Origin of the sequence: Streptomyces sp. G7(2002) (assembly GCF_028870195.1) — a bacterium.
In the GTDB taxonomy this organism is placed as follows: domain Bacteria; phylum Actinomycetota; class Actinomycetes; order Streptomycetales; family Streptomycetaceae; genus Streptomyces; species Streptomyces nigrescens.
In genome coordinates, this window is record NZ_CP102609.1 from 2,093,932 (window position 1) to 2,120,185 (window position 26,254).

Annotated in this window: 22 protein-coding genes and 1 tRNA gene; 6 read left to right on the forward strand and 17 right to left on the reverse strand. The window is 72.9% G+C overall.

The features are described from left to right. Positions 1-2: 2 nt before the first annotated feature. Positions 3-74, forward strand: a tRNA-Val gene (locus NUT86_RS08305). Between the two features lie 49 nt (positions 75-123). Here the strand turns inward: NUT86_RS08305 and NUT86_RS08310 are convergent. From NUT86_RS08310 to NUT86_RS08320, 3 genes are all read right to left on the reverse strand, one after another. Then, positions 124-402, reverse strand: coding sequence for a TFIIB-type zinc ribbon-containing protein (locus NUT86_RS08310; RefSeq protein WP_078518485.1), 279 nt, complete (start codon positions 400-402; stop codon positions 124-126). Positions 403-474: 72 nt separating this feature from the next. Next, complete coding sequence (locus NUT86_RS08315) at positions 475-1,497, reverse strand: phosphotransferase family protein (protein WP_159489779.1); 1,023 nt, start codon at positions 1,495-1,497, stop codon at positions 475-477. 244 nt (positions 1,498-1,741) lie between these two features. Beyond that, on the reverse strand, positions 1,742-1,951 hold the full coding sequence (locus tag NUT86_RS08320; protein ID WP_018087666.1) for a hypothetical protein: 210 nt from the start codon (positions 1,949-1,951) through the stop codon (positions 1,742-1,744). A gap of 609 nt (positions 1,952-2,560) precedes the next feature. Between NUT86_RS08320 and NUT86_RS08325 the strand changes: the two genes are divergently transcribed. Then, entirely contained in the window at positions 2,561-3,913 is a 1,353-nt protein-coding gene (locus NUT86_RS08325) for a serine/threonine-protein kinase (RefSeq protein WP_274734486.1), read from the forward strand. 259 nt (positions 3,914-4,172) lie between these two features. Here NUT86_RS08325 and NUT86_RS08330 read toward each other — a convergent pair whose 3' ends face one another. The 9 genes from NUT86_RS08330 to NUT86_RS08370 form a co-directional block, all read right to left on the reverse strand. Beyond that, positions 4,173-4,988 carry a TrmH family RNA methyltransferase gene (locus NUT86_RS08330; protein WP_109888543.1) on the reverse strand — a complete coding sequence of 272 codons (816 nt, stop codon included), beginning with the start codon at positions 4,986-4,988 and terminating at the stop codon, positions 4,173-4,175. Between the two features lie 54 nt (positions 4,989-5,042). Continuing rightward, the gene (gene cobA / locus NUT86_RS08335; RefSeq protein ID WP_148592812.1) at positions 5,043-6,275 is read right to left on the reverse strand and encodes a uroporphyrinogen-III C-methyltransferase; all 1,233 of its coding nucleotides are present in this window, start codon (positions 6,273-6,275) and stop codon (positions 5,043-5,045) included. Between the two features lie 161 nt (positions 6,276-6,436). Beyond that, positions 6,437-10,624 (reverse strand): nicotinate-nucleotide--dimethylbenzimidazole phosphoribosyltransferase, encoded by a 4,188-nt coding sequence (gene cobT, locus NUT86_RS08340; RefSeq protein ID WP_274734488.1) that lies wholly within the window; start codon positions 10,622-10,624, stop codon positions 6,437-6,439. A 236-nt stretch (positions 10,625-10,860) separates the two neighbouring features. Then, positions 10,861-12,081, reverse strand: coding sequence for a precorrin-6y C5,15-methyltransferase (decarboxylating) subunit CbiE (cbiE, locus tag NUT86_RS08345; RefSeq protein ID WP_109888550.1), 1,221 nt, complete (start codon positions 12,079-12,081; stop codon positions 10,861-10,863). A gap of 163 nt (positions 12,082-12,244) precedes the next feature. Next, complete coding sequence (locus NUT86_RS08350; RefSeq protein WP_274734490.1) at positions 12,245-12,880, reverse strand: GNAT family N-acetyltransferase; 636 nt, start codon at positions 12,878-12,880, stop codon at positions 12,245-12,247. 288 nt (positions 12,881-13,168) lie between these two features. Beyond that, positions 13,169-14,023: a MetQ/NlpA family ABC transporter substrate-binding protein gene (locus NUT86_RS08355; RefSeq protein WP_018087673.1), complete on the reverse strand. Its 855-nt coding sequence runs from the start codon at positions 14,021-14,023 to the stop codon at positions 13,169-13,171. Between the two features lie 93 nt (positions 14,024-14,116). Then, a complete protein-coding gene (locus NUT86_RS08360) occupies positions 14,117-14,851 on the reverse strand; it encodes a methionine ABC transporter permease (RefSeq protein ID WP_018087674.1) in 735 nt (244 codons plus the stop codon). Then, entirely contained in the window at positions 14,848-15,942 is a 1,095-nt protein-coding gene (locus NUT86_RS08365) for a methionine ABC transporter ATP-binding protein (protein ID WP_274734493.1), read from the reverse strand. The genes NUT86_RS08360 and NUT86_RS08365 overlap by 4 nt, the downstream gene beginning before the upstream one ends. 380 nt (positions 15,943-16,322) lie before the next feature. Further along, on the reverse strand, positions 16,323-16,967 hold the full coding sequence (locus NUT86_RS08370) for an HAD family hydrolase (RefSeq protein ID WP_148588261.1): 645 nt from the start codon (positions 16,965-16,967) through the stop codon (positions 16,323-16,325). Positions 16,968-17,084: 117 nt separating this feature from the next. Between NUT86_RS08370 and NUT86_RS08375 the strand changes: the two genes are divergently transcribed. The 3 genes from NUT86_RS08375 (at position 17,085) to NUT86_RS08385 (ending at position 18,768) form a co-directional block, all read left to right on the forward strand. After that, positions 17,085-17,453 carry a hypothetical protein gene (locus NUT86_RS08375; RefSeq protein ID WP_018087677.1) on the forward strand — a complete coding sequence of 123 codons (369 nt, stop codon included), beginning with the start codon at positions 17,085-17,087 and terminating at the stop codon, positions 17,451-17,453. Beyond that, positions 17,446-17,904: a hypothetical protein gene (locus NUT86_RS08380; protein WP_018087678.1), complete on the forward strand. Its 459-nt coding sequence runs from the start codon at positions 17,446-17,448 to the stop codon at positions 17,902-17,904. The genes NUT86_RS08375 and NUT86_RS08380 overlap by 8 nt, the downstream gene beginning before the upstream one ends. A 132-nt stretch (positions 17,905-18,036) precedes the next feature. Beyond that, on the forward strand, positions 18,037-18,768 hold the full coding sequence (locus NUT86_RS08385) for an IPT/TIG domain-containing protein (RefSeq protein ID WP_159489789.1): 732 nt from the start codon (positions 18,037-18,039) through the stop codon (positions 18,766-18,768). Positions 18,769-18,833: 65 nt separating this feature from the next. Here NUT86_RS08385 and NUT86_RS08390 read toward each other — a convergent pair whose 3' ends face one another. Then, entirely contained in the window at positions 18,834-19,349 is a 516-nt protein-coding gene (locus tag NUT86_RS08390) for a GNAT family N-acetyltransferase (RefSeq protein ID WP_266448124.1), read from the reverse strand. Positions 19,350-19,668: 319 nt separating this feature from the next. Further along, positions 19,669-20,805: a glycerophosphodiester phosphodiesterase gene (locus tag NUT86_RS08395; protein ID WP_274734498.1), complete on the reverse strand. Its 1,137-nt coding sequence runs from the start codon at positions 20,803-20,805 to the stop codon at positions 19,669-19,671. Between the two features lie 296 nt (positions 20,806-21,101). Here NUT86_RS08395 and NUT86_RS08400 point away from each other — a divergent pair, with 296 nt between their 5' ends. Then, positions 21,102-21,770, forward strand: a complete 669-nt coding sequence (locus tag NUT86_RS08400) for a lysophospholipid acyltransferase family protein (RefSeq protein WP_018087682.1) — start codon at positions 21,102-21,104, stop codon at positions 21,768-21,770. A 75-nt stretch (positions 21,771-21,845) separates the two neighbouring features. Here the strand turns inward: NUT86_RS08400 and NUT86_RS08405 are convergent, their stop codons facing one another. The 3 genes from NUT86_RS08405 to NUT86_RS08415 form a co-directional block, all read right to left on the reverse strand. Continuing rightward, positions 21,846-23,816, reverse strand: coding sequence for a bifunctional metallophosphatase/5'-nucleotidase (locus tag NUT86_RS08405; protein WP_159489796.1), 1,971 nt, complete (start codon positions 23,814-23,816; stop codon positions 21,846-21,848). A gap of 223 nt (positions 23,817-24,039) precedes the next feature. Then, positions 24,040-25,677, reverse strand: a complete 1,638-nt coding sequence (locus NUT86_RS08410) for an MFS transporter (RefSeq protein WP_093647706.1) — start codon at positions 25,675-25,677, stop codon at positions 24,040-24,042. Then, positions 25,674-26,225 carry a TetR/AcrR family transcriptional regulator gene (locus NUT86_RS08415; protein WP_018087685.1) on the reverse strand — a complete coding sequence of 184 codons (552 nt, stop codon included), beginning with the start codon at positions 26,223-26,225 and terminating at the stop codon, positions 25,674-25,676. Before NUT86_RS08415 ends, NUT86_RS08410 begins: the two co-directional genes overlap by 4 nt. Positions 26,226-26,254 lie beyond the last annotated feature (29 nt).

The window sequence follows — 26,254 nt, forward strand, 5'->3', positions numbered from 1 at the left end:
GCGGACGATTAGCTCAGCGGGAGAGCGCTTCCCTGACACGGAAGAGGTCACTGGTTCAATCCCAGTATCGTCCACACCTGATCCCGAGGGCCGGAGCATTTCGCTCCGGCCCTCGGTCGTATTTCAGGAGGAGAAGAGCATATGGCCGAAGCTGCGGTGATGGCCGTGATGCCCATGGTGGCCGTGGTGGCCCTGATGCGGGGCGCCCCAGGCGGGGGCTGCCGGGTAAGCCTGCGGGGCGGGCGGCGGCGGGGCCTGCTGGGACCACTGGGACTCGAGACGGGCCAGCGCCTCCAGCTCCCCGTAGTCCAGGAATATCCCCCGGCAGCCGGCGCACTGCTCGATCTGGACACCATTGCGGTGGTACGTATGCATCGGTGCATGGCACTTGGGGCATTGCATCGTCGCTCAACTCCCGTCATCCACTGCTGCTCACGGTGGCGCCGCCGGAACGGCCTCCCGGCAGCGGGGCGTTCAGCCTACGTCCGGACCGGCGGACGCCAACTGCTGCGGCGGGGACGTCATCCGGGCACAGGCATCGACGACCGCGGTCTCGGCCTCGTCCAGGGGACGCGCGGCGGCGGTGGCCTTGGCGACGGCGAGCGCGGCGGTCTGCACGGTGAGCGCGCGGGCCGGAATCTCCAGGTCCGGCCAGGGATCACCGTCCGGCCCCACGGCAGGGCCGCCGGCCGTGCGGTAGGCGGCCAGGAAGCGCGTCCAGATGTCCGGCGCCAGCAGGCCGGTGGCGAACCAGGCGGCGGGGCGGGCCAGGTCCCAGGCGCCGTCGCCCCGGCCCAGGTCGTCGATGTCGATGAGGAGCCAGGGGCCGTCGCCGGCGGGGTGGCGGACCAGCTGGCCCAGGTGCAGATCGCCGTGGCAGAGAGTGCCGGCGCCCGGCGGCGGGGCCTCGTCCCGGGCCCACGGGGGCAGCAGGGCCCAGGCCCGCTCGACGGCAGCGGCGGCCGCGGACAGCGCGCCGGCAGCGGTCCGGGGTGCGCGGGAACCGGGCGGCGGGCCGGCGGCTGAGGCCTGCGCGGTCCGCAGACGGGCCAGGGCGCGGGCAGCCTTGGCGGGGCCGCGCATCGGCGGCACGGAGCCGGGCAGTTGACGCAGGTCGACGCAGTGCAGACGGGCCAGCAGCCGGGCGGCATCCTCCCAGGGGGCGGCGTCGGGATCGTCGGGCGGGACCGGGCTGCCGTAGGGCCAGCGGGTGAGCGCCCGGCCCTCCTCGGCAAGGGTGAGAAAGCCGTCGGGGGCGGTGAGGGGGAGCGGGGGCAGCAGGATGCCGTGCAGGAGGGGGTGAGCGGCGATGCGCAGCCGGGCGGTGAGCTCGCGGGGGTCGGCGTCGGGGGCGTGCGCCTTGGCGACCGTACGGCCGCTGCGGACGACCGTGCCGTCGGGGCGGTCGGCGAGCACCTCGGAGGAGGGGGCCGGTGCGTCTCCCCGAGCCGCCGTCGCGGCCAGGGCGGCCAGGCGGACGAGCAGTGCGGTCGTCATCGTTCCCCCGAATCCCGCGCGGGCCGGATGCGCCGTGGGTGGTGGTGCGGGCCATGGGCGACCCGGTCCGGGATCGTACGCGCGCTGCGGGCTGACCGGGCCGGGGCGGTGGTCCGGAACGCTCGAAGGCCGGGCATCTCCCCAGATGCCCGGCCGTCGTGCCGTCCGCCGCACCCCCCGTCCCCACGGGGTTTCAGCCGGAGGTCCCCCGTCCCGGGCCGCTCTCCCGGGCCTGGGGCGCTGCTCAGCGCCCCAGCATTCCGACCACGGACGACGCCTGTGTCATCACGGCTTCCCAGCCGCCGAAGACCACGGCGAGAACGATCGCCAGCGGCAGCACCATGGCCACCGCGACGAGGGGGTGGCGGGTACCGGAGGACTGCTGGCCCGCGAGCACGGCGGCGACTCGGCGCCCCTGTGCCCGAAGGGCCGTCCGCCCGGAGAACCGCGCCATCGTCCCGCTCCCGTCATCTTCTGGGGCGGCGGGCGTCTGACCTCGGGGGACGAGTGCACCGCCCGCCGCTTGAAGACAACCCTAGGCACGCGGGCGGCGGCAGGCGTCATGCCGTCGTATCGATTGGTCGGCCTCCAAGAGGATGAGGGAACCGCGCCCCGTGTACTCCTCTGGGTGGAGAGACACGTCCAGGACCTGGGGGCCTCCCGGAGGGGGACCGTCGAACGCACCGCGCCGGGCACTCCTGAGGGTGACCTCGCTCACTCCGTCCGCTCCCCCGCGCACGGCGGCCCCGCCCCCGCAGCGCGCCGGGCCCTCCGCCCCTTCCCGTGCCTCGGCCGTATCCCCCGCTTCCGCGACCAACCCGGCCCGATCCCGCTACATCATGTCAATCCCCTTTCCGCAGCGGATCATTGGGATCTCACGCGGGAGGGCGGACCGCACGGCCGGAGCAGGCGCTCCCGTGCTCCGGGAATCGCACGTGCCACGGTCAATCCACCGGCCGACGCATGCGCGGCCTCTCAGCACAGCGAGCCGTCAATCCGTAAGCTGTGCCACGTCAGACGGTTGGCAGCGGAGGGGGCTCCCCACCGCAGGTAGGGGACGGACATGGCGATGATGCGGCTCCGACGCGAGGACCCGCGTGTCGTCGGGACGTTCCGGCTGCACCGCCGGCTCGGCGCGGGCGGGATGGGCGTGGTCTACCTCGGCTCGGACAAGCGCGGGCAGCGGGTGGCGCTCAAGGTGATCCGGCCGGACCTGGCGGAGGATCAGGAATTCCGCTCGCGGTTCGCCCGTGAGGTCTCCGCCGCCCGGCGGATCCGCGGCGGCTGTACGGCCCGGCTGGTCGCGGCCGATCTCGACGCCGACCGCCCCTGGTTCGCCACGCAGTACGTCCCCGGGCCCTCGCTGCACGACAAGGTCAACGAGGAGGGGCCGCTGTCCCCGGCGCAGGTCGCCTCCATCGGCGCCGCGCTGTCCGAGGGACTGCTGGCCGTCCATGACGCGGGCGTGGTGCACCGCGATCTGAAACCGTCCAACATTCTGCTGTCGCCCAAGGGCCCGCGGATCATCGACTTCGGTATCGCCTGGGCGACCGGCGCCAGCACGCTGACCCATGTCGGTACGGCCGTCGGCTCGCCGGGCTTTCTGGCGCCGGAGCAGGTGCGCGGGGCCGCGGTGACACCGGCGACGGACATCTTCGCGCTGGGCGCCACCCTCGCGTACGCCTGCACCGCGGACTCCCCCTTCGGTCAGGGGAGTTCGGAGGTCATGCTCTACCGCGTGGTCCATGAGGAGGCGCAGCTCGCCGGGGTGCCGGACGCCCTGGCGCCGCTGCTCGCCTCGTGTCTGGCCAAGGACCCGGCGGACCGCCCCAGCACCCTGTCGCTGTCGCTGCGGCTCAAGGAGATCGCGGCCCGTGAGGCGCACGGTCTGTCGGGCGGGCCGCTGGAGAACGGGTCCGGGGCCGGGCCCGGTTGGGAGCGCGTGGAGCGCCGGTCCGCGGAGCGGCCGACCGGACAGCGGGCCGAGGAGTACGCGCGGCAGCGCACCGAGCGCCGCACGGCGGGCAGCTCCTCGCCGCGTCCGCACCCCTCCCGTCCCCCGGTTCCGCGGGACGCGGCCGCCCGGCCGGGCGGTCCGGCGTCGGCCGCGGGCAAGAACCCGCGGACCGGCGGACGGAACGGTCGGCGTGTCCCGGCCGGGCGGCCCACGGGGCGAAACGGTTCGCGTACCCCGGTGCGTACGACATCGGGCGGCCGACGGCCGGGTCCCGACCGTCGGCTGCTGCGCCAGCGCGTCATCGTGTTCGTGGTGGTGACGCTGCTGGTGGCACTCGGTATCGCGGCCGCCCAGGGATGCCAGGGGCCGGCCCGCGGACTCGGGGCGGAACGGCCGGGGACGGCGGTCCTGTCCGCGGGGGTGGGCGGGCCCTACGGTGCGGGGGAACAGAACCCCTAGGGGATGCGGAGGCCCCCTTCGGGGCCTCAACGTGGCGGGGGCGGGGCGGTATTCCCGCTGGGGAGGACTGGCTGAGCGGAGGGGCATTCTCGCCGGGAGGGCCGGCCGGTCAGGGTGGTTTCCCGCCGGGCAGGTATTGGCCGACGGGAGGCGCCGGACGAGCGGGAGCACCGGCAAGGCGACAGGCACCCGGCCAGGCCGAAGGCACCAGCACCAGCCAGGCGGGAGGCGCCCAACCAGGCCAGAGGCGCCAACCAGGCTATGCCGGTCGGCCTGTTGCCACCGCGTAGAAGGCGACCGCGGCGGCCGCGCCGACGTTGAGGGAGTCCACGCCGTGGGCCATCGGGATGCGGACCCATTCGTCGGCCGCCCGCAGGGCGCCGGTGCTCAGGCCGTCGCCCTCGGCGCCCAGCATCAGCGCGGCGCGCTCCAGGGTGTGCGGGGCGGCCTCGTCGATGGCGGTGGCCTTCTCGGCCGGGGTGAGGGCGAGCAGCTTGAAGCCCGCTTCCCGTACGGCGGCCAGATCCCGGGGCCAGCTCTCCAGGCGGGCGTACGGCACGGAGAACACCGCGCCCATGGAGACCTTCACCGAGCGGCGGTAGAGCGGATCGGCGCAGTCCGGGGAGAGCAGCACCGCGTCCATGCCCAGGGCCGCCGCGCTGCGGAAGATCGCGCCGATGTTGGTGTGGTCGTTGACCGCTTCCATGACGACGATGCGCCGGGTGCCGGCGAGGAGTTCGGTGGCGTCCGGCAGCGGCTTGCGCTGCATGGAGGCCAGCGCGCCGCGGTGCACGTGGTAGCCCGTCACCCGCTCGGCGAGGGCCGGGGTGACGGCGTAGACCGGTGCCGGGACCTCGTCGATGACATCGCGCATGACGTCGACCCACTTGGCCGAGAGCAGCATGGAGCGCATCGCGTAACCGGCGTGCCGGGCGCGCCGGATGACCTTCTCGCCCTCGGCGATGAAGAGCCCTTCCGCGGGCTCGCGCCGGCGCCGCAGCTCGACGTCGGTCAGGCCGGTGTAGTCGGCCAGCCGAGGGTCGTCCGGGTCATCGACGGTGATGATTTCTGCCACGGGGAGATAGTGCCTTGTCGGTGTCGGGGTGCCAATGCCGCGTCGGGGGATCGGTTACCTGGGGGTAGGGGCCACGGCGACGACCTCGCCGATGACGATGACCGCCGGGGGCCGCACCCCCTCGGCCCGGACCGTCTCGCCGAGCGTCGCGAGGGTGGCGTCGACGCGGCGCTGGGCCGCGGTGGTGCCTTCCTGGATGACGGCGGCGGGGGTGTCGGCGGCGCGGCCGTGCTCGACGAGCTTGGCGGCGATGGCGCCGCTGTTCTCCACGCCCATCAGGATGACGAGGGTGCCGCGCAGCTTGGCGAGCGCGGGCCAGTCCACCAGCGAGCGCTCGTCGTCGGGGGCGACATGGCCGCTGACGACGGTGAACTCGTGGGCGACACCGCGGTGGGTGACGGGGATGCCGGCGGCGCCGGGCACCGAGATGGTGCTGGAGATGCCGGGGACGACCGTGCAGGGGATCCCGGCCTCGGCGAGCGCCTGGGCCTCCTCCATGCCGCGGCCGAAGACGAACGGGTCGCCGCCCTTGAGCCGGACCACGGCCTTGCCGGCCTTGGCGTGCTCGATCAGCGCGTTGTTGATGGCCTCCTGGGCCATGAAGCGGCCGTAGGGGATCTTCGCGGCGTCGATGACCTCGACATGCGGCGGGAGTTCGGCGAGGAGGTCGCGGGGGCCGAGGCGGTCGGCGATGACCACGTCGGCCTCGGCGAGCAGCCGGCGGCCGCGGACGGTGATCAGGTCGGGGTCGCCGGGGCCGCCGCCGACCAGGGCCACGCCCGGGGTGTGCGGGCGGCGGTGGTGCGGGGCGGAGATGCTGCCGTCCCGCAGGCCCTCGACGATCGCGTCGCGTACGGCGGCGGAGCGGCGCGGGTCGCGTCCGGTGAGCACGGCGACGGTGACGCCCTCGCTGCGGCCGGTGGCCGGGGTCCAGGCGGTGGCCGCCTCGGCGTCGTCGGAGCGTACGCACCACACCCGGCGGTCCTCGGCCTCCTGGGACGCGGCGGCGTTGGCCGCCGGGTCGTCGGTGGAGATCAGCGCGTACCAGGCACCGTCGAGGTCGCCGTCCTGGTAGCGGCGGCGCTCCCAGCGGACCTCGCCGGCGTCGGCCATCGCCTCGACGGACGGGGTGGCGGACGGGGAGATCAGCAGGACATCGGCGCCGGCGGCGACGAGGGAGGGGAGCCGGCGCTGGGCGACCTGCCCGGCGCCCAGGACAACCACCCGGCGGCCGGACAGCCGCAGTCCGACGGGGTAGGCAGCGTGTTCGGCGACGTGCTCAGCCATGGCGGTACGGCTCCTTGTGCGGATGGTGCGGGTTCGGCGACCGGCTCAGCCGCTGCGGCTCTGGAGCGGCTGGTCAGGGGTACGGCGCGGGGCGGCGGTACGGCCCCGGCCCACAGCCTATGGGGCTGCGGGCCGGGGGTCATGCGGAGGTCAGGGCCTGATCAGGTCTTCTCCGTCACTCCGGCGGAGTCGAAGGTGGCGACCTCGTGCATGGCGCGGGCGGCGCTCTGCACCACGGGGAGCGCGAGCAGGGCACCGGTGCCCTCGCCGAGGCGCAGATCGAGGTCGACGAGCGGGCGCAGGCCCAGCTTGTTCAGGGCCGCGACATGGCCGGGCTCGGCGCTGCGGTGGCCGGCGATGCAGGCGGCCAGCGCCTCGGGGGCAATGGCGCGGGCCACCAGGGCGGCGGCGCCGGCGCTCACCCCGTCGAGGATCACCGGGGTGCGCAGCGAGGCGCCGCCGAGGATCAGGCCGACGAGGGCGGCGTGCTCCAGGCCGCCGATCGCGGTGAGGACACCGATGGGGTCGGCCGGGTCGGGCTGGTGGAGCTCCAGGGCGCGGCGGACCACATCGACCTTGCGGGCGTGGGTCTCGTCGTTGATGCCGGTGCCGCGGCCGGTGACCTCGACCGGGTCGACGCCGGTGTAGACGGCGATCAGCGCGGCCGAGGTGGTGGTGTTGGCGATGCCCATCTCGCCCGTGAGCAGCGCCTTGTTGCCGGCCGCGACGAGGTCACGGGCGGTGTCGATGCCGACCTCGATCGCCTGGAGCACGTCCTCCTGGGTCATCGCCGGGCCCGCCGTGAAGTCGGCGGTGCCGGCGCGGACCTTGCGCGGCAGCAGACCCGGGGTGGCAGGGAGATCGCTCGCCACACCGACGTCCACGACACAGACCTCGGCGCCGACCTGGTTGGCGAAGGCGTTGCAGACCGCGCCGCCGCCCAGGAAGTTGGCGACCATCTGGCCGGTGACCTCCTGGGGCCAGGGGGTCACGCCCTGGGCGTGCACACCGTGGTCACCGGCGAAGATCGCGACGGCGGCCGGCTCCGGGATCGGCGGCGGGCACTTGCGGGACAGTCCGGACAGCTGGGCGGAGATGATCTCCAGCATGCCGAGCGCCCCGGCGGGCTTGGTCATCCGCTTCTGCCGCTCCCAGGCCTCGCCGAGCGCCTTGGCGTCCAGCGGGCGGATGCCCTGCAGGGTCTCCTGGAGGAGGTCGTGCGGGCTCTCGCCGGGCAGTGCGCGGCGGCCGTAGGTCTCCTCGTGGACGACCCAGGACAGCGGGCGGCGCTTGGACCAGCCGGCCTGCAGCAGCTCGGGCTCCTCCGGGAACTCGTCGACGTAGCCGATGCACAGGTAGGCGACGACTTCGAGGTGGTCGGGCAGGCCCAGTTCGCGGACCATCTCCCGCTCGTCGAAGAAGCTGACCCAGCCGACGCCCAGGCCCTCGGCGCGGGCGGCGAGCCAGAGGTTCTCGACCGCGAGCGCGGAGGAGTACGGGGCCATCTGCGGCTGGGTGTGCCGGCCGAGGGTGTGCCGGCCGCCGCGGGTGGAGTCGGCGGTGACGACGATGTTCACCGGAGTTTCGAGGATCGCCTCGATCTTCAGCTCACGGAACTGCTTGGCGCGCCCCTTGGGCAGCGACTTGGCGTACGCCTCGCGCTGCGCCATCGCGAGCTGGTGCATCTTCTCGCGGGTCTCGTCCGAGCGGATGACCACGAAGTCCCAGGGCTGGGAGTGGCCGACGCTGGGCGCGGTGTGGGCCGCCTCCAGGACGCGCAGCAGCACGTCGTTGGGGATCGGGTCGCTGCGGAAGCCGTTGCGGATGTCGCGGCGTTCGCGGATCACGCGGTGGACGGCGGCGCGTTCGGAGTCGTCGTACCCGGCGGCCGGGAACAGGCCGCCGGCCACGTCGGGGCCGGAGCCGTCCGGCGTCTGGACGGGCTGCTGCTGGTCGGCGGCCCGCGGCTGGTCGTCGTCCTGGCCCTCGCCGAGCTGGACGAGGGTGGCGGCGTCCTGTTGCTGGGGCGTTTCGTCGGCGTCGGCGGCGGGCTCGCTCTCGGGGGCGGGCTGCTCGTCGGCGGGGGCCGCGGCCTGCGGGGCCGGGGCGTCCACGGGGGTCTGCTCGCCGGAGGCCTGGGCCGGGATGTGGACGGTGACGGGCCGGGCTTCGGCGAGCGGCTCCGCGGGGGCGTCGGGCGCGGCCGCGTCGGGCTCGGCTGCGACGGCGGGCGCGACGTCCTCAGCGGGCTCGCCGGGGGTCGCCTCGGCTGCGGGGGCGTCCGGACCGGCGGGTGCGTCGTCCGGGGCGGCCGCTGCGGGCTGCTGCTCCGCGGGGGCGTCCGCGTCCTGCGACGCGGCCTCCGGGGCGGCCTGCTCGGCGGGCTCCTCGGCGGGCTCCTCGGCGGACTGCTGCTCGGTGGCGTCCGCGGGGGTGCCGGGCTGCGGCTGTCCGGCGGTCGGCTGCTGCGCCTCGGGCGGCTCTATGACGGTCTGCTCCTGGGGCGCGCCGTCGTCGGTCACGGGCAGGGCGACGGGGCCCTGGGGAGCGGTGACGGGTGTCGGGGCGGTGGGCTCGGAGACCGGGGCCTCGTCGGTGGGCTCGACGACCGGGGCGTCGTCGGTGGCCTCGGCCGGGGCGGTCTGGTCGGGGGTGGCCTCGGCCAGCGGCGCCTGGTCCGGGGCGGCGTCGGCCGGGGCGTCGGTCGTGGGCTCCGGCTGGGCCTCGTCGGCGGGGGCCGGGGCGGCGGCCTCGGGCTGCTCGGCCGGCTGCTCGTCCTGCGGGGCCTGGGGGGCATCGACAGGGGCATCGGCCGTCGGCTGTTCCGCCACGGGCTCCGCGGTGGGGCCGACCGCGTCGGAGGGGGCGGGAGCCGGGGCCGGGGTGTCGGCGGGCTGCGCCGCTGCCTGCGCCTCGGGCTCGGCGGGCGTGGCCTGGTCGGCGACGGGCTGCTGCGGAGCCTCGTCGGTGACGGCCGCCTCGGGCTGCGGGGCGGCCGGGGCGATGTCCTGGCCGGAAACGTCCTGGCCGGTGGTGTCCTGCGCGGGGGCGTCCTGTCCAGGAGCAGCGGGAGCATCCGCAGCGGGGGCATCCGCGGCGACGGTCTCCGGCACGGCGGTCTCCACCACGGATACGTCGGCTACGGCGGCGTCCGGCACGGCGGCGTCCGCCACGGCCGTTCCATCCTCCGCGGGCGCTGCCGCATCCGGCGCCGCATCCGGCACGGCGTCCGGAGCAGTGTCCTGCGGCGACGCCGGCGCCTCGGCCTGCGCCTCCTGACCGGCGTCGGCGACGGGAGCGCCGTCCCCGGCCTGCGCGGTCTCCTCTGCCGGGAGCGGCGTCGGCTGTTCGACGGGCAGCGCGGCGTCCTGCGGGACGGGCTGTACGGCGGGGGCGGGCGGCACTGCCGCGGCGGATGCGGCGGGTGCCTCGGGGGCGACCGTTTCTGCAACGGGGGCCGCGGTCGCCTGCGCGGAGGCCTCGTGCCACGACGGCACCTGCGACGGGATCTCGCCGAGCTGCGGGCCGGGCAACGGGCCCTGGCCGGCGGCGCCGTAGGTCTGCTCGGCGTGCAACTGCCCGCCGTAGGGCTGCTCACCGTACGAGGGGGCGGCGAAGGCCTGTCCGGCCGCCGCCGTCCCGCCGGGGGGCTGCTCGGCGTACGGCACGTCCGCGGCCGTCTGGGCGTCGGCCGGCGGGCCGGTCACCAGCTGTTCGTCCGGCGTGGCCGCGGCCGGGGTGTCGAAGTACTCGGGGCCGCCCGTGGGCGGTCCGGCGTGCCGCGCGGGGGCCTCGGCCGGGCCGCGGTCGGCGAGCGAACGGACCACGCCGCCGGTCGCGTCGGGGACGGGCGGGCCCATGTGCAGCGGGCGGCGCGGGGGCGTGGACGGCGCGGCCGCGCGGGCCCGGTCCGGCTGGGGAGCCGCGGGCTGGGGAATGCGGACGGCGCTGAGATCGACGGAACCGGAATCCCGGCCGCCGCTCTCGTGGTCACCGGCCTGGGCGGGCATCGGCTCGAAGCCGGTGGCTCCCTGGGCGGCCGCATCGAACGGTGCGCCCTGCTGGGGCTGCTGGTCCGCACCGTGGTGGGTCTCCTGCGGGAGCGGCTGGGGCGCGGGCTGCTCGCTCCAGGCGCCCTGGGCGCCCGGCATCAGCAGCAGATCGTCGTCCTCGACCGTGCCGTCGGCCTGGTCGAGGTAGGGGTATTCGCCCGGCGGGGGGACCATGCCCGGCAGCTCCGTCGGTCCGGCGTCGGCAGGGGAGGGAGCGGCCGCCGGCTGCGGCTGCCCGGGATGTCCGCCTGCGTTCTCCGGCTGTCCCTCGCCCGGGACCTGGCCGGTGTCGGTCATGCGTACCCCTCGCCCATTGGTAGTGCTCCTTCCAACCGCTCGTGCGACGCGCTCGACCGGGGCGCGCCGACGCCCCGATAGCTAGAACGAGCGAGCACGCCTCGCGGCACGTCCGCTCTCCAGAGCTTCATATTCGGCCAAAACCACGGCATTTTCCGGATATTGGCGTACGAAGCCGAATGCGGAACGGCGGCGCAACGATCCGCCAGCCTACCTCGCGCGGGTTGCCGTGCTGGTCACGGGTGAGGAACGCGATACCCGCTGAGCAGAAACACCACGGACCGCTCACGTTCGACCCAGACGGAAGTGTCCAGGTCCACGGACTGCAGCAGCGCGCACTCGACTTCATAGCCGCCGTCGGCCAGCGCACGGCCGAGCGATTCGGCCTCGTCGCGGGTGGCCGCGTGGGTGACGATCCGTTCGGGACGGCGGGCCGCGCAGGCGGTGAGTACGTCCGCTCCCCCGCCGCCGACCCGGATCACGTCGGGCTCGGGCAGGTCCTCCAGGATCTGCGGCGCCCGGCCGTGCACGACCTGGAGTTGGACACCGTGGCGGCGGGCGAGGGCGGCGGCGCGTCCGCAGGCGTCCGGGTCGGCGTCGACCGCGATGACGGCGGCGCCGAAGCGTGCGGCCTCCACCGAAGCGGCTCCGCTGCCCGTGCCGATGTCCCAGACCAGGTCGCCCACCTGCGGTCCGAGACGGGCGAGTTGTGCGGTGCGCAGCTGGACGGACTCGCCCTCGCCCAGGGCGCCGCCGTAGGCGCTCGCCGGAAGTCCCCAGCCGCGCGGGCCCGTCGGGTGGCCGACGTCGTGACCGGCGATCCAGCCGGTCCCCTGGGCCGCGGCCCCGCCGGGCGAACCGCCGACGACAATGACGACATTGGGGTCACGCCAGACATGGTCGGCGGCCTTGTCGGATGTGAGGACTGTCACCTGCTCCCGCTCGGTGCCCAGTTCCTCGCAGATGACGAAGGTGCGGTGGACGCCGCCGAGCAGCAGGGCGAGTTCGGCGGGACCGGCGCCGGGCGAGGTGAGCACCGCGACCTTGGTGTGGGCGCGGCAGACGTTCACCGCGCGGCGCAGGTCGCGGCTGTGGGCGACCACGATCTGCGCGTCGTCCCAGGGCATACCGGCCCGTGCGAAGGCGGCCGCGACGGAGGAGACGGCCGGGACCACTTCCACTTCCAGGCCGTGCTCGGGTGCCCGCAGGGTGCGGACGACACCGAAGAAGCCGGGGTCGCCGTCGGCGAGCACGACGGCGGTGCCGCGGTGCTGGGCGATCCGGCGGGCGGCCAGGCTCACGCTGCCGAGCCGGATCCGCTCGGCGTTCGGCGGGACTTCGGGAAGTGCGAGGTGGTGGGCGGCGCCGGCCACCAGCGTGGCCGCGCCGAGCGCGGAGCGGGCTGCGGCGGTCAGCGGAGAGCCGTCCCATCCGATCACCGTGACCCGGTCGGCCATGCTCGTCAGTCTCCTGGGGCTGCTGTGGTTACGCGGGCGGGGCGGCGGACTGGCGGCCGCGGGCCGGTGTGATGCCGCTGTGGTGCGCTGGTCCGCGCTGGTCACGCAGGTGCGTGGCAGGCCGAGACTACCCCGTGAGGTACGGACCTGAGTGCGGGCGTGGTCAGTTCCACTCGGGGTAGCTGAATCCGTTCGCGTCCGCCAGCCGGCCGGGGATGCCCTCCAGGTCCTCGGGCAGCAGGCTCCACACGATCAGATCGGTCCGGATGTCCGTCCAGCCGCCGTCCTCGGTGCGGCTGCGGGCTATGAAGGCATTGCGCAGCACGCCCTCGCTGATGCAGCCGATCTTCTGGGCCACCTGCTGGGAGGCGGTGTTGCCGGCGGCGGTGCGCAGCTCGATGCGTTCGAACTTCTGGTCGTGGAAGAGCCAGTGGGCGAGGGCGAGCGAGGCCTCGGAGGCGTATCCCTCACCGCGGGCCCAGGAGGCGACGACATAGCTGAGCTCGCTGGAGCGGATCCGCCAGTCGGTGTTGCGCAGTTGGACCACGCCGACCAGGCGCTGGGTGAGGAACTCGGTGACCGCGAAATCGATGCCGTGGCCCGCGGTCCGCTCGGCGTGGGCGCTCTCGGTGGTCCAGACGCGCGCGGCGTCCTCGGTGTACGGCTGCGGTATCGCGGTCCAGGCGGCGACCAGCTCGTCGTTCATCATCGCGGCGAGGGACGGCACATCGGCCTCCTCGAAGGGGCGCAGCACCAACCGGTCCGTGCTGATGGAGATGTCCGGAAAGGTGGATGTCATGCCGCTGCTCCCGCGCCGTTGACTGTGGTGTCCGGACCGTCGCGGGCTGTGAGACCGCGAGGTCACGGGCCGTCTTGACCGTCTTGAGTGCACCAGCATGCAGCATGGGCGTACGGGTGTGCACGCGCGTGGGCCCCGGCCGCGCGTGGCGCGGGTCCGGGGCCTGCGGGACGTCCGTGCGGACGGCCACCTTCCGGTGACCTGCGCACGGGCGGCTGCGCGTCCTGTACCCGCCCACCCCCCGAAGGGGGGTGGGCGGCGGGGAAATCAGGACATAGCCGCCTGGTGTCAGCTCTTGGCCGGGCCGAAGGCCGGGATGACCGAGCCGTCCTTGTACTTGTCCTCGATGAACTTCTTGACCTCGGGGGAGTTCAGGAGCTTGGCCAGCTTCTTGATCCGCGGGTCGCTCTCGTTGCCCTTCTTGACGGCGAGGAAGTTGGCGTAGGGGTTGTCCTTCGCCTTCTCCAGGGCCAGCGCGTCCTTGGAGGGCTTGAGGTGGGCACCGATGGCGAAGTTGCCGTTGATGATCGCGGCGTCGACGTCGTCGATGCGCGGCGCGGTCTGCGCGGCCTCCAGCTCGGTGATCTTGATGCCCTTGTCGTCCTTGACGTCGGTCAGCTTGGCGTCGGAGCCGACACCGGGCTTGAGGGTGATCACGCCGTTGTCGGCGAGCAGCTTGAGCGCCCGGCCCTCGTTGGAGGGGTCGTTCGGGACCGAGACGGTGCTGCCGGACTTGAGCTCCGAGAGCTTGTCGATCTTCTTGGAGTAGACGCCGAGCGGCTCGATGAGCACGTTCTGGACGGGCACGATGTGCGTGCCGTTCTCCTTGTTGAAGGTGTCGAGGAACGGCTTGTGCTGGAAGAAGTTGGCGTCGACCTGGCCGTCGTCGGTGACCTTGTTGGGGATCTTGTAGTCGTTGAACGGCTTGACGACCAGCTTGAGGCCCTCCTTCTCCGCCAGCTCGTTCTTGACGAAGTCGAGGATGGTGCCGTGCGGGGTGGGGCTCGCGGCGACGACGAGGGGGGCGTTCTTGTCGCCCTTGTCGCTCGCGGTGGTGTCGGAGGGGGCGCTGCAGGCGCTCGCGCCGAGGGCGACGGCGGAGGCGGCGGCTATGGCGACGGAGATCTTGAGGGTGTTGCGCACGAAGAGTGCCTCTTTCTTGTTCCCACGCGACGTTGCGCGCGATGTCCGCCCGGCAAAGGGTCCGGGCTCGGGGGTGTTGCGGGGGTGGAGCGGTCAGGCGGCCTCGGTGACGACGGCCGGTTCCTCGGTGCGGGTGCGGCGCAGGCCGACGCGCAGGGAGGAGGTACGGGTGCCCCGGCCGGCGAGCCGGCGGACGAGGAGGTCGCCGAGCACCTGGACGAGGGTGACGAGGATGATCAGCTCCACCACGGTGGCGATCATCAGCGAGGTCTCGTACTGCTGGTAGCCGTAGGTGTAGGCGAGGTTGCCCAGCCCGCCGCCGCCGACCGCTCCGGCGATCGCGGAGTAGCCGATCAGCTGGATGACGAGGGTGGTGACCCCCGCGATCAGTGCCGGCAGCGCCTGCGGGAGCAGCACCTTGAAGACGATGGTCCAGGTGCCGCCGCCCATGGCGTGGGCGGCCTCGACCAGGCCGTGGTCGACCTCGCGCAGGGCGGCCTCCACCAGCCGGGCGAAGAAGGGGATGGCGGCGATGGCGAGCGGGACCACCGCGCCGGTCGGGCCGATCGAGACGCCGACGAGGAGCCGGGTGAAGGGGATCAGCACGACGATCAGGATCAGGAACGGGAAGGACCGCCCGATGTTCGTGATCGCGCCGAGGACCTTGTTCACCACGACGTTCTGCAGGATGGCGCCGCGCTCGGTCAGATGCAGCAGCACACCGACCGGGATGCCGATGAGCACCGCGTAGAACGTCGACCACCACACCATGAAGAGGGTGTCGAGCGTGTTGTCGTAGAGCAGCGGCTGCATCTCGTTCCAGCTCACTTGGCACCTTCCTTCTGCAGCGTGGCGGCGGGCTCCGGGGTCGCCGGGCCGGGGGCGGTTCCGGCCGCGGCCGCGACGTCGGCGTCCGCGACATCGGCGACATCGACCTGCAGCCCCTGCTCACGCAGGAAGCCGATGGGCACGACGTTCTCCTCGAAGCGGCCGGGGAGCTCGATGCGCATCCGGCCGATCTGCTTGCCGCCGACGGTGTCCATGGCGGCGCCGAGGATCGAGATGTCGACGTTGTAGGTGCGCGACAGCTCGGAGATCACCGGGCGGGTGGCGGCCGAGCCGTGGAAGGTGATGTCGACGACGGTGCGGTCGTCGGCCGAGGGCTCGCCGCCGACCGGGAACAGCTCGCGGGCCAGCTCGGAGCCGGGGGTGGCGAGGAGTTCGGCGACGGTGCCCTGCTCGACGACCCGGCCGTTCTTCATCAGCGCGGCCGAGTCGCAGATCGTCTTGACGACGTCCATCTCGTGCGTGATGAGCACGATGGTCAGGCCCAGCTTGCGGTTGAGGTCGCGCAGCAGCTGGAGGATGGAGCGGGTGGTCTCCGGGTCCAGGGCGCTGGTGGCCTCGTCGGAGAGCAGCACCTTGGGGTCGCCGGCCAGCGCGCGGGCGATGCCGACGCGCTGCTTCTGGCCGCCGGAGAGCTGGGCGGGGTAGGCCTTGGCCTTGTCGGCGAGGCCGACCAGGTCCAGCAGTTCCAGGGCCTTGCGGGAGCGCTCGCGGCGGTCGACCTTGAGGATCTCCAGCGGCAGCTCGACGTTGTCCTGGACGGTGCGCGAGGACAGCAGGTTGAAGTGCTGGAAGACCATGCCGATGTGGCTGCGCGCGGCCCGGAGCTGGGCGCTGGCGCGCTTGCCGCGTCCGGCGATGGAGGTCAGTTCCTGGCCGGCGACGGTGACCGTGCCGGAGGTGGGGCGCTCCAGGAGGTTCAGGCAGCGGATGAGGGTGGACTTGCCGGCGCCGCTCTGGCCGATGACGCCGTACACCTCGCCCTCGCGGACGTGCAGATCGACGCCGTCCAGGGCGGTGACTTCGCGGTCTCCTGAACGGTAGACCTTGGTCAGGCCCGTTGTGGTGATCACTAGGGAAATTCCGTCACTGTCGAGTGCTCGGCGGCTCACCCGCCGGGCACGGGGCATTGCTTGCGAGTGCGGCAGAGGGGAACAGGGCGGCGGCGGGCGCGGGGCCCGGCTCCGGGTTCCGGTGACGCGGGGCGGCCGAGGGCGTCGGGAGGTCGACGTACGGCGCATGGCAGGTCTCGCTTCGGGGCGCGAGGCTCAGGCGGGGGCCCTCAGCGGTCACACATTCGACACATGCAACGAGCACCGGGCGTCTGATACGCCTCGGTCGCAGGGGTGCGGTAGCTCGTCGTGGTCATGTGCGGCAGTAAACCAGACAGCAGTGCGGGCGGATCAAGCCAGTCCGCATGGCGGACATGCCTGCCCGATCCGTGGACAGCGTGCTACCCGGCGACGGTGATCTCCACCGAACCGTCCGTGGCCTGCGCGGATATCGCCGAGAGGTCGGGGACCACGACGTCCGCCGACAGCTCCTCGGCCCGGTGCGTTGTGGTCAACGCCACGGTCGTCATCCCGGCGGCGCGGCCCGCCGCCAGTCCGACCGGGGCGTCCTCGAAGACCACACAGCGGGCCGGGTCCACCCCCAGCCGCGCGGCGGCCAGCAGGAACGGCTCCGGGTCGGGCTTGCCCCGGCTGATGTCGTCGGCGCTGACCAGGTTCTTCGCCGTGATCCCGGCGTGTGCGAGCCGGGCCTCGGCCAGCCGGCGGCCGGCCGAGGTCACCACGGCCCACTGCTCGGCGGGCAGGCTCGCCAGCAGGGCCAGGGTGCCGGGCAGCGCCACCGTTCCCCCGGCGTCCTCGACCTCCAGGTGCTCGATACGGGCCAGCGCCTCCGGCACGACGTCCGCGGGCAGCAGATCCGCGACGATCTCCGCCGCCGGCCGGCCGTGCAGCGCGATCCGGGCGAAGTCCTCCGCGGTCAGGCCGTACTCCGAGGCCCACCGGGACCAGCAGCGGTTCACGGACTCCAGGGAGGACAGGAGGGTGCCGTCGTTGTCGAAGAGGAGGGCGTCAGCGGTGATCTTCATATGTCCTGAGCGTACGGACCACGGTGGGGCCGGACGCGGCCGCCCTCCCGCCGCCGATTAGCATCCCCTTATGCCCCACAATCCCACCGCGCGCCGCCGCACCGCCCGGAGGCCCCGGTGATCGACGCGCTGACGATCGCGGTCGCGGTGACCGCTCTCGCCCTCGCCGCCTGGTGCGGCTTCGCGGCCTTCCGCGACCAGCCCACCAAGGACTGGCACTTCATCGGCATGGGCCTGGTGTCCCTGCTCGGCATCGTCCAACTGGTCATCGCCGTCGTGCAGTTGGCGCGCGGAGTGTCGCCGGACAAGGGCACCGCGCTCTTCGTTTCGTATCTGCTCGGGGCGGCCGCCTGTGTGCCGGCGACCGGCTTCATGTCGCTCTCGGAGCGCACCCGCTGGGGTTCGGCGACCGTCGCGGCGGGTGCCGTGGTGCTGGCCGTTCTGGAAGTGCGGCTGTTCGACATCTGGGGAGGCGGCAGTGCCTGAGACCACGGCGACCACCGCGGCGGACGGCGGCACGGCCGGTGCGCCGGCGAAGCGGTCCCTGGGCACCGGCCCCGGCCGGCTGCTGGTCGCGCTCTACGGGATCTTCACCGTCGCGGCCGCGTCCCGCTCGCTCTACCAGCTCCTCGCGCAGTTCGACCGGGCCCCGCTGGCGTACAGCCTCTCGGCGGTCTCCGCGGTCGTCTACGGCTTCATCACCGTCTCGCTGGTGCGCGGCGGCGAAGGGGCCCGCCGCGCCGCGCTCGTCTGCTGCGCGCTGGAGCTGCTCGGGGTGTTCGGCATCGGCACCTGGACACTGCTCGACCCGTCCGCGTTCCCGGACGCCACGGTCTGGTCGGACTACGGCATGGGCTACCTCTTCATCCCCGTCATCCTGCCCGTCACCGGGCTGCTGTGGCTGCGCCGGGCGCGTACGGAGCAGCAGTCGGCCTGAGGCGGTCCCGCGAGCGCGCTGCGCCATCCGGGTGAAGAACGCGACCGCCCCTCGCTCCTCGGCCGGACGCCCTGTCTCACTGGAGTCCGGCAGGCGGCCACGGGTTCGCCGGAGCGGAAACGGAGCGGGAACATGCCGATCAGTCCGAACCAGGGTTCCACCGGCGGCGGCTTCGCGGCGACCCTCACCGGCACCGGTCTCACCGGCGCCACCGTGGTGCGCTTCGGCACCAAACCGGCCACCATCACGGCCAGTTCGCCCACCTCGGTGTCGGTGGTCGCCCCCTCGGGAGCCGGCGTGGTCGATGCCACGGTGACCACACCGGCGGGCACCAGCAACCCGGTGCCCTTCTACTACGTCCTGCCGCCCGTGGTCCTCGACGTCTCGCCGTCGTCCGGGCCCGTGGCGGGTGGCGCCACGGTCACCGTCACCGGACGCGGGCTGGCCACCGCCACCTCCGTGCTGTTCGGGGGCACGGCCGTGACGCCGACGGTGCTGTCCGACAGTGAGCTCACCGCCGTCAGCCCGGCCCACGCGGCCGGTGAGGTGGCCCTGGCCGTCGTCGCACTGGGCGGCAGCGCCACGGCGGCCGGGGCCTTCGGCTTCGTGGCGGCGCCGACCGTCACCGGCTTCAGCCCGGTGACCGGTCTGCCCGCGGGCGGCACGCTGGTCGACATCACGGGCACCGGGCTGTCGACGACCACCGGTGTGACCTTCGGCGCCGTGCCGGCCACGTTCGCCGTCCTGTCCGACACCAGGGTCGCGGCCGTCGCGCCCGCCCAGGCCCCGGGCACGGTGACCATCGCGCTCACCACCACGGGCGGCAGCGACACGGCACCCGGGGTCTTCCTCTATCTGCTCTGACCACCTGCCCTGACAAGGACGGCCCGGCGCACCCGCCCCGCCCGGGGGACGGGTGCGCCCCGGCGCTACGCCTGTGCGACGAGCTCCTCAGCACCGGCCGGCCGGTGCACTTCCTTCTCCAGCGTGACCACGTTCAGCCGGGGCGTGAGCTGCTCGGTGCCCACGGGCACATAGCCGCGACTGCGGTAGAGCCGCAGATTGACCTCGCTGCGGTGGCCGGTGAACAGGCGGTAGCGGGTGGCCGACCGCTCGGCCGCCAGCCGTCCCTCGACGGCGTCGAGCAGCCGTCCGCCCAGGCCGTGCCGCTGCATCCGCGGGTGCACGATGAGCTTGGCTATCCGGCCGGTGCCGTCCTCGTCGACCGTGCCGCGCACGGATCCGACCACCTCCTCGCCGAGCCGGGCCACCACGACGCAGCCCTCGCCGAGTTCGGCGCGCAGCGCCTGCAGCGTCTGGGTGAGCGGCTCGATGCCGTAGTCGTCGTACAGCGCGGCTTCCTGCTGGTAGCAGAGGTACTGCAGTTTGAGGATCTGCTCGGCGTCCTGGTCGGTCGCCGCAGAGATGGTCACGCTCGTGCCCATGCGCGTATGCCTCCCCTATTCGGTTCGCTGGTCCGGGCGCGCTGAGGGTGAGAGGGGTGCGCCCGGAACGATCTGCCCTGACGGACGGCGACATGGGGTGCTTGTCGCCGCCATGACGTGGCTGACACTGCTCCTTCCGGAATCCCCGGTATGGGGCAGCGGCAATCGCGCCGCGAGCATTCTGCGCAGGCAATTGGGGCAAGCGGAACGGACCGGCACCGAGCTCTCCTGTGACATTCCCAACTCAGATGAGAATGCAGGGGAGGTGGCACCGGTCCGGGCGGCGGGGCTCCGCCGCGCGCGGTCCGGGGGACCGGCGTCAGCGCTTGCGGAACTCCGCGGCGGCCAGCAGCGCGGTGTCGGGATTGTCGGAGAACAGACCGTCGATCCCGGTGCCGAGGTACGCCTTGAACACACCGAGGGCGTCGCCGTAGGCGTCCGGGTCGGTGCCGCGACGGTAATCGGCCGGCAGGAAGGTGTTCTCGTTGCGGACCGTATACGGATGGAGGACCAGTCCGGCGGCGTGGGCGTCCTTGACGACGGACGTGGGCTCGCCGAGCTTGCCGTCCTTGTCCCGCGGGATGATCACGGTCAGGTCCGGGCCGATGCCCTGGGCGAAGCCGGCCAGCCACTTCAGGCCCTCGGGCGTGACCAGGTCGGCGACCGTGCGCGGGTCGCCCACCTCGACGAAGTCCCAGGGCCGGGAGTCGAGCGTGGAGAGCAGCACGACCTTGGGGCAGTCGACGAGCTTGCCCAGGCGCTGGATGCTGCTGGGCTCGAAGGACTGCAGGAAGTTCGGGGAGTTCCTGCGGTGCCGGCCGTGGGCACGCAGCGCCTTGGCCACCCGCTCCTCCAGACCGAGGCCCAGCTTGCGGAAGTAGGTGGGGTGCTTGGTCTCGATGTGCAGCCAGACGCGGCGGCCCCGCTTGCGGCCCTCGCGCTCGGCCCAGCGCAGCACCTCCTCGAAGGTCGGCACCTCCCAGACCCCGTCGTAGACGGTGTTGTGCTGCCGGGTGCCCGGTATGCGCTCCTTGGCGCGCAGCGTCTTGAGTTCGGCGAGCGTGAAGTCCTCGGTGAACCAGCCGGTCAGCTTCGCCCCGTCCACGGTCTTGGTGGTCTTGCGGTCCGCGAACTCGGGGTGTGCGGAGACATCGGTGGTGGCGGTGATGTCGTTCTCGTGGCGGCAGACCAGATGCCCGTCCTTGGTGGGGACGAGGTCCTGCTCGATGACGTCCGCGCCCATGTCGAGGGCGAGTTGGTAGGAGCCGAAGGTGTGCTCGGGGCGGTAGCCGCTGGCGCCGCGGTGGCCGACGATCAGCGGTACCGGCAGCTCCTGGGGCACCCCGGCCCGTCCGGCCGCGCTCGCCTGGCCGGCTCCGCCGAATACCGCCGCTCCCGCACCGAGGGCCGCGGCCCCCAGTACCGTCCGCCGTCCCGGCTGCTGCCGCTTGTGCATGCGCACACTCCTTGTCTGAGGCATTCGCTGGTCTTCCGGGTGCTTCCGGGTGTTTTCCGGCGTGCGGTGAGGCGTGTTGCACACCGGCCCACGGAACCCGGCTGATCGTAGGCACGGACGGGTCATGCCGGGGAGACGGACGACAACATCGGGGGGAAGATGGTGGTAACACACGTCAACTGTGCGTATCGACCTCGTGAACCCGATGTGCGCGCGGGAGTAACCCGCGAGTATGGTCCTTGGCTGCAGAGTTCTGCGCCCGCTTGACGTTGACCAGTCACGACCCGGAGGGCCCGTTGTCCCGCATTGTGCTGAAGGCGATTCTCGGATTCGTCATGCGTGTCCTGTACCGCCCGAAGGTCGAGGGCATGGAGCGCATTCCGGCGACCGGGCCGGTGATCCTGGCCGGCAACCACGTCACCTTCATCGACTCGCTGTTCCTGAGCCTGGTGGTCAAGCGCCCGGTGTACTTCATCGGCAAGGACGAGTACGTCACCGGCAAGGGCCTCAAGGGCCGGGCGATGGCCTGGTTCTTCACCAGCGCCGGCATGATCCCGGTCGACCGGGACGGCGGACACGGCGGTGTCGCGGCGCTGATGACCGGCCGCCGCATCCTGGAGGAGGGCAGCGTCTTCGGCATCTACCCCGAGGGCACCCGCTCCCCCGACGGCCGCCTCTACCGCGGCCGTACGGGCATCGCCCGGCTCACGCTGATGACCGGCGCGCCCGTCGTCCCGTTCGCGATGATCGGCACCGACAAGGTGCAGCCCGGCGGCAAGGGCCGTCCGCACATCGCGCCGGTGACGGTGCGCTTCGGTGAGCCGCTGGACTTCTCCCGCTACGACGGTATGGACCGCGACCGCTATGTGCTGCGGGCCGTCACCGACGAGGTCATGAGCGACGTCATGGAGCTGTCCGGCCAGGAGTACGTCGACATCTACGCCACCAAGGCCAGGGCCGCCTGACCCGTCCCGCTGTGCGCCGGGCCCCATCCGTTCCGCGGATGGGGCCCGTTGCGTGGGCGCTCCCGTGCGGGCGGGTCAGCAGGGCACCCGGAAGCCGCCGGGGGCGCGCTGGCCCTCGGCGCCGCCGGTCAGTGCCGTACGCAGCGCCGCCTCGGGGCGCGGCACCACACTGCCGTCGGCCTGGAGCAGCTGCTGGCGCTGGGTGACGGTGCCGGTGCGGGCGCCGGGCACCTCCGCGTTCTTGACCGCCACCCGGTTCAACGGGGCGGGCTTCAGCTGCTTCTTGGCGCGGATGAAGGAGACAAAGCTCTCGAAGTCACGGGTGTGCCGGACCGGTGCGGTGAATCCGGTGAAGGCGCTGAAGCCGTCCTGGTTGATGAGGGTGTAGGAGGGGGCGGCGAGGCGGTAGCGGCGGGTGAGGTCGAGGGCGGTGCCGTCGATGAACACCTCGGCGGGCTCGATCCGCCGGCCGACCGGTCCCGCGGCGTCGAAGGTGTAGCGGACGTTGGCGGAGACGGCCAGCGGTGAGAAGCCGAGTCCGCCGCCGGCGGTCGGTGCCCACTGCTCCTCCAGGGCGTCGTGGATCTGCCGGCCGGTGACGGTGACGGTCATGATCGGGTCGCCGAAGCCGACGGAGTTCCAGGCCTGCGCGAAGGTGACGGTGCCGTCCGTCTCCTCGTCACGGATCAGATCGCCGGCGATCACGGCCTGCCCGACGCGTGGCGCGACCGCGATGACGGCGAGGTCCGCGGGGGTGTTGGGGTGGGCGGCGGGATCGTCCATCGGGCCGAGCGGCTGGCTGCCCGCCCACAGGGCCCAGTCGGCGACGAGGTTGCCCATGGTGCTCTCCCCCACCGCGTTGCGCCGCCGGGTGAAGGAGGCGGTCTGGGTGCCGAGGCGGCTGCGGGCGCGCCGGCTGCCGTAGTCCGCCCAGTAGCCGGTGATCGACTTGAGCTCCGGGTCCGGTGTCACGTCCCGGGTGTTGGGATGGTTGGTGGCGGTGGTCAGCTCCCGGATCACCGCGCCGGTGCCGGGGTCGAGGCGCAGATTGATCTCATTGATGATCTGGCCGTAGCAGCCGGCCTCGACGAACGGCCGGGGGACGCCGTCGGGGTCGGGCAGCATCATCGTGAAGGCGCAGTGCCAGTGGCCGGTGACGATGGCGTCGATGTCCGGGGAGACGCGCAGCGCCAGTTCGTAGGCGGGCCCGGAGGGGTTGCTGCCGCTGGAGAAGTCGCTGCCGGCCACCGCGCCGTCGTGCATGCTGAGCACGATCGCCCGGACGCCGCGGGACTTGAGCTCCGCCGCGCAGCGGTTGGCGGTCTCCAGCTCGTCGAGGGTGCGCAGTCCCGGCTGGTAGGAGCCGGGGAAGGACTCGGTGCCGATGGCGGTCAGATGGATGAAGCCGACCGGCAGCCGGCGGCCGCCGCCGGCGTCCACGTACTCGATGTTGTACGGCGGCAGCACGGGCTCGCCGCTCGCGTTCCACACCAGGTTGGCGCTGTAGTAGGGGAACTCCGCGCCACGGAAGCGGCGGCCGGTGGAGTCCTCGAAGGCGTCGTCGCGGCCGACGACCGGGAAGCTGACGCCGTCCTCCATGTGCGAGGTGAGGAAGCGCGCCGACTTGTCGAACTCGTGGTTGCCGGCCGAGGCGAAGTCCAGGCCCATGGCGTTGAGTGCCTCGATGGTGGGCTCGTCGGCGAAGGTGGCGGCGTCGAACTCCCATCCGGAGAAGAGGTCGCCGGGGGCGAAGAAGAGGGAGTTGCGGCGGCCGTTGCGCAATCGCTCCAGGTGGGCGGCCATATAGGCGACGCCGCCGACGGTGTAGGTCTTCCCGCCGGCCCCGGTGATGATCGAGTGGGCACCGGGGGCGCCCTGCAGATAGCCGTGCAGGTCGGTGATGTTGAGGAGCTGGACGTCGACGTATTCGTCGGCGGTGGCCGCGTCGCGGGCGTGGCCGGTGGCGTAGGCGTTGCTGCCGATGGCGCTCGCGGTGGCCAGGGCCCCCGCGGCGGTGAAGAAGGAGCGTCGTCCGATGTCGCGCACTGCGTCACTCTCCTGAGCGGGCCGTCCGTGAGGGGACGACGGGAGAGTCAAGCAAGCCGCTCGGGACGGCCGGTCACCACGATGCGTACCGGGCGTGAACGGGCGGGGGACAGTCGCCCCCGGGGCGTGTCCCGTGGATCATGGCGGTTGCGGGGTGCCGTGATCCACAGGACACGCCTGAGGCGCGGTGGGTGCCCGCCGTCCGGCGGATCGGCCGTAGGCGTTACGGGCGTGACGCCGGGCCGCCGGCCGCCGGACCGGAATCGCGCCCCGGCTCCGCTCCGGCCGTGGAGAGCGCCGGGGGCCCGGCCGGTTCCGGGCTGCTCGCCAGCTCCTGGCCGCGGAGCAGGAACCATGCGGCCACCGCGGCGGACAGCAGGACCACCGCACCCACCCCGGCCGCGACGTCCACGCCCGCGACGAAGGAGTCCTGAGCGGCCTTCACCAGCGCCGCGCCCTGGTCGGCCGGGAGTTGGCCGGCCGTCTCGAAGGCGCCGCCGAGCGATTCGCGGGCGGCGTCCGTGGCGGGTCCGGGAATCCCCGGCGGTGCCTCGAAGCCCCGGTAGATGCCGGTCACGATGGAGCCGAGCAGGGCGATACCGAGCGCGGCGCCCAGTTCGTAGGCCGTCTCGGAGACCGCGGAGGCGGCGCCCGCCTCCTCCTTGGGCACGCTGGAGAGGATCACATCGGCGGTGACGGTGAACGAGAACCCGGCGCCGACGCCGACGACGAAGAGGATGACGCACAGCGCGGCGGTGCCGGTGTCGCCGTGCAGGGTGGTGCAGCCGACCAGCGAGAGGCCGACCACGGCGAGGCCGCCGGCCACCACGATCCGTACGGACAGCCGCCGGGCGACCCAGCCGGCGGCCAGACCGGCACCCACCGCGCCGACCGCCGCCGGGAGTTCGACGAGCCCGGCGTTGAGCGGTGAGCGCAGCTGCACCATCTGGAGGAACTGGGAGAGGAAGAAGACCAGCCCGGACAGCCCGAGGATGGTCAGCAGATCGGCCAGTACGGCCCCGGAGAAGCCCCGGTGGTGAAAGAGCTTCATGTTCAGCAGCGGCGAGGGGAGGGTGAGCTGCCTGCGGACGAACACGGTCAGGGTGAGCACGCCGACGACGGCCGCCAGCGCGATGTCCCAGCGGTAGCCGTGCACCGCCGCTTCCTTGATGGCGTAGACGACACAGACGATGCCCACCAGGGCCAGCAGGACACTGGGGATGTCCCAGGGGCCGGGGTCCGGGTTGCGCGACTCCGGGATGACCTTGGCGCCGACGGCCACCAGCAGCAACATCACCGGCAGGTTGATCAGGAAGACCGAGCCCCACCAGAAGTGCCCCAGCAGAAAGCCGCCGAGGACCGGCCCCACGGCCATTCCGGCCGAGGCCATGGCGCCCCAGATGCCGACGGCCAGACTGCGTTCCTTGGGGTCGTGGAAGAGGTTGCGGATCAGCGCCAGCGTGGACGGCATCAGCGTCGCACCGGCCACGCCCTGCAGCGCACGGGCCAGGATCATCATCTCGGGCGTGGTGGCGTACGCGGCGAGCACCGACATCGCGCCGAAGCCGACGGAGCCGAGCAGCAGCAGCTTCTTGCGGCCGATGCGGTCGCCGAGGCTGCCCATGGAGACCAGCAGTCCGGCGATGACGAAGGAGTAGATGTCACCGATCCACAGCAGCTGGGTGCCGGACGGCTGAAGGTCTTCGCTGAGGAAGGGAGTGGCGAGGCCGAGGACCGTGGCGTCGACGCCGACCAGCAGGACGGCCAGGACGAGGACGGCGAGTGCGAGCCAGCGGCCCGGTCGGGGCTGGTCGTCCACATGGGCCGAGCCTGCCGGTCCTGACGCTATGGTCTCGGTCATTTCTCCATGCTCCGTCGGATGCCGCCGAGCAGCAGCTCGGCGATCGAGTGGTTGAGGTCGTTACGGGCGACCCGCCCTTCGTACACGGCCCAGGCGCCGGCGCCGATCAGCCCGTAGAAGGCCTCGGTGAGCCAGGCGGCGCTCAGATCGATCCGGAAGTCGCCCTCTTCCTGGCCGCGTCGGAAGAGGGCGGCGAGGCGGTCGTCGAGCTCCGCCCAGCCGGCGTTGATCTCACCGTCCTCGAAGAGCTGGTTCTCGGTGAAGAGGAAGGCCAGTACGCCGGCGACCGGTTCGGCTTCGGCGATCAGCCGGCGCAGCGCCTCGACGGCGTCGCCCTCGTCCAGCCGGGCCGCGTCCATCGCCTGCACGAACTGTGCGATCCCGTGCTCCTCCAGCGCCCTGATCAGGGCGTCCCGCCCGGCGAAGTGCCGGTGCAGGGTCGCCCGGCTGATGCCCGCGGCGCGGGCGATCTCGTCCATCGGTGTCGAGGCCCGCCGCGTGAGCAATGCGGCGGCTTCCTTGAGTACGCGTTCACGGTCCACGGCCATGAGACACACACTAGCCGAATGAGACATCA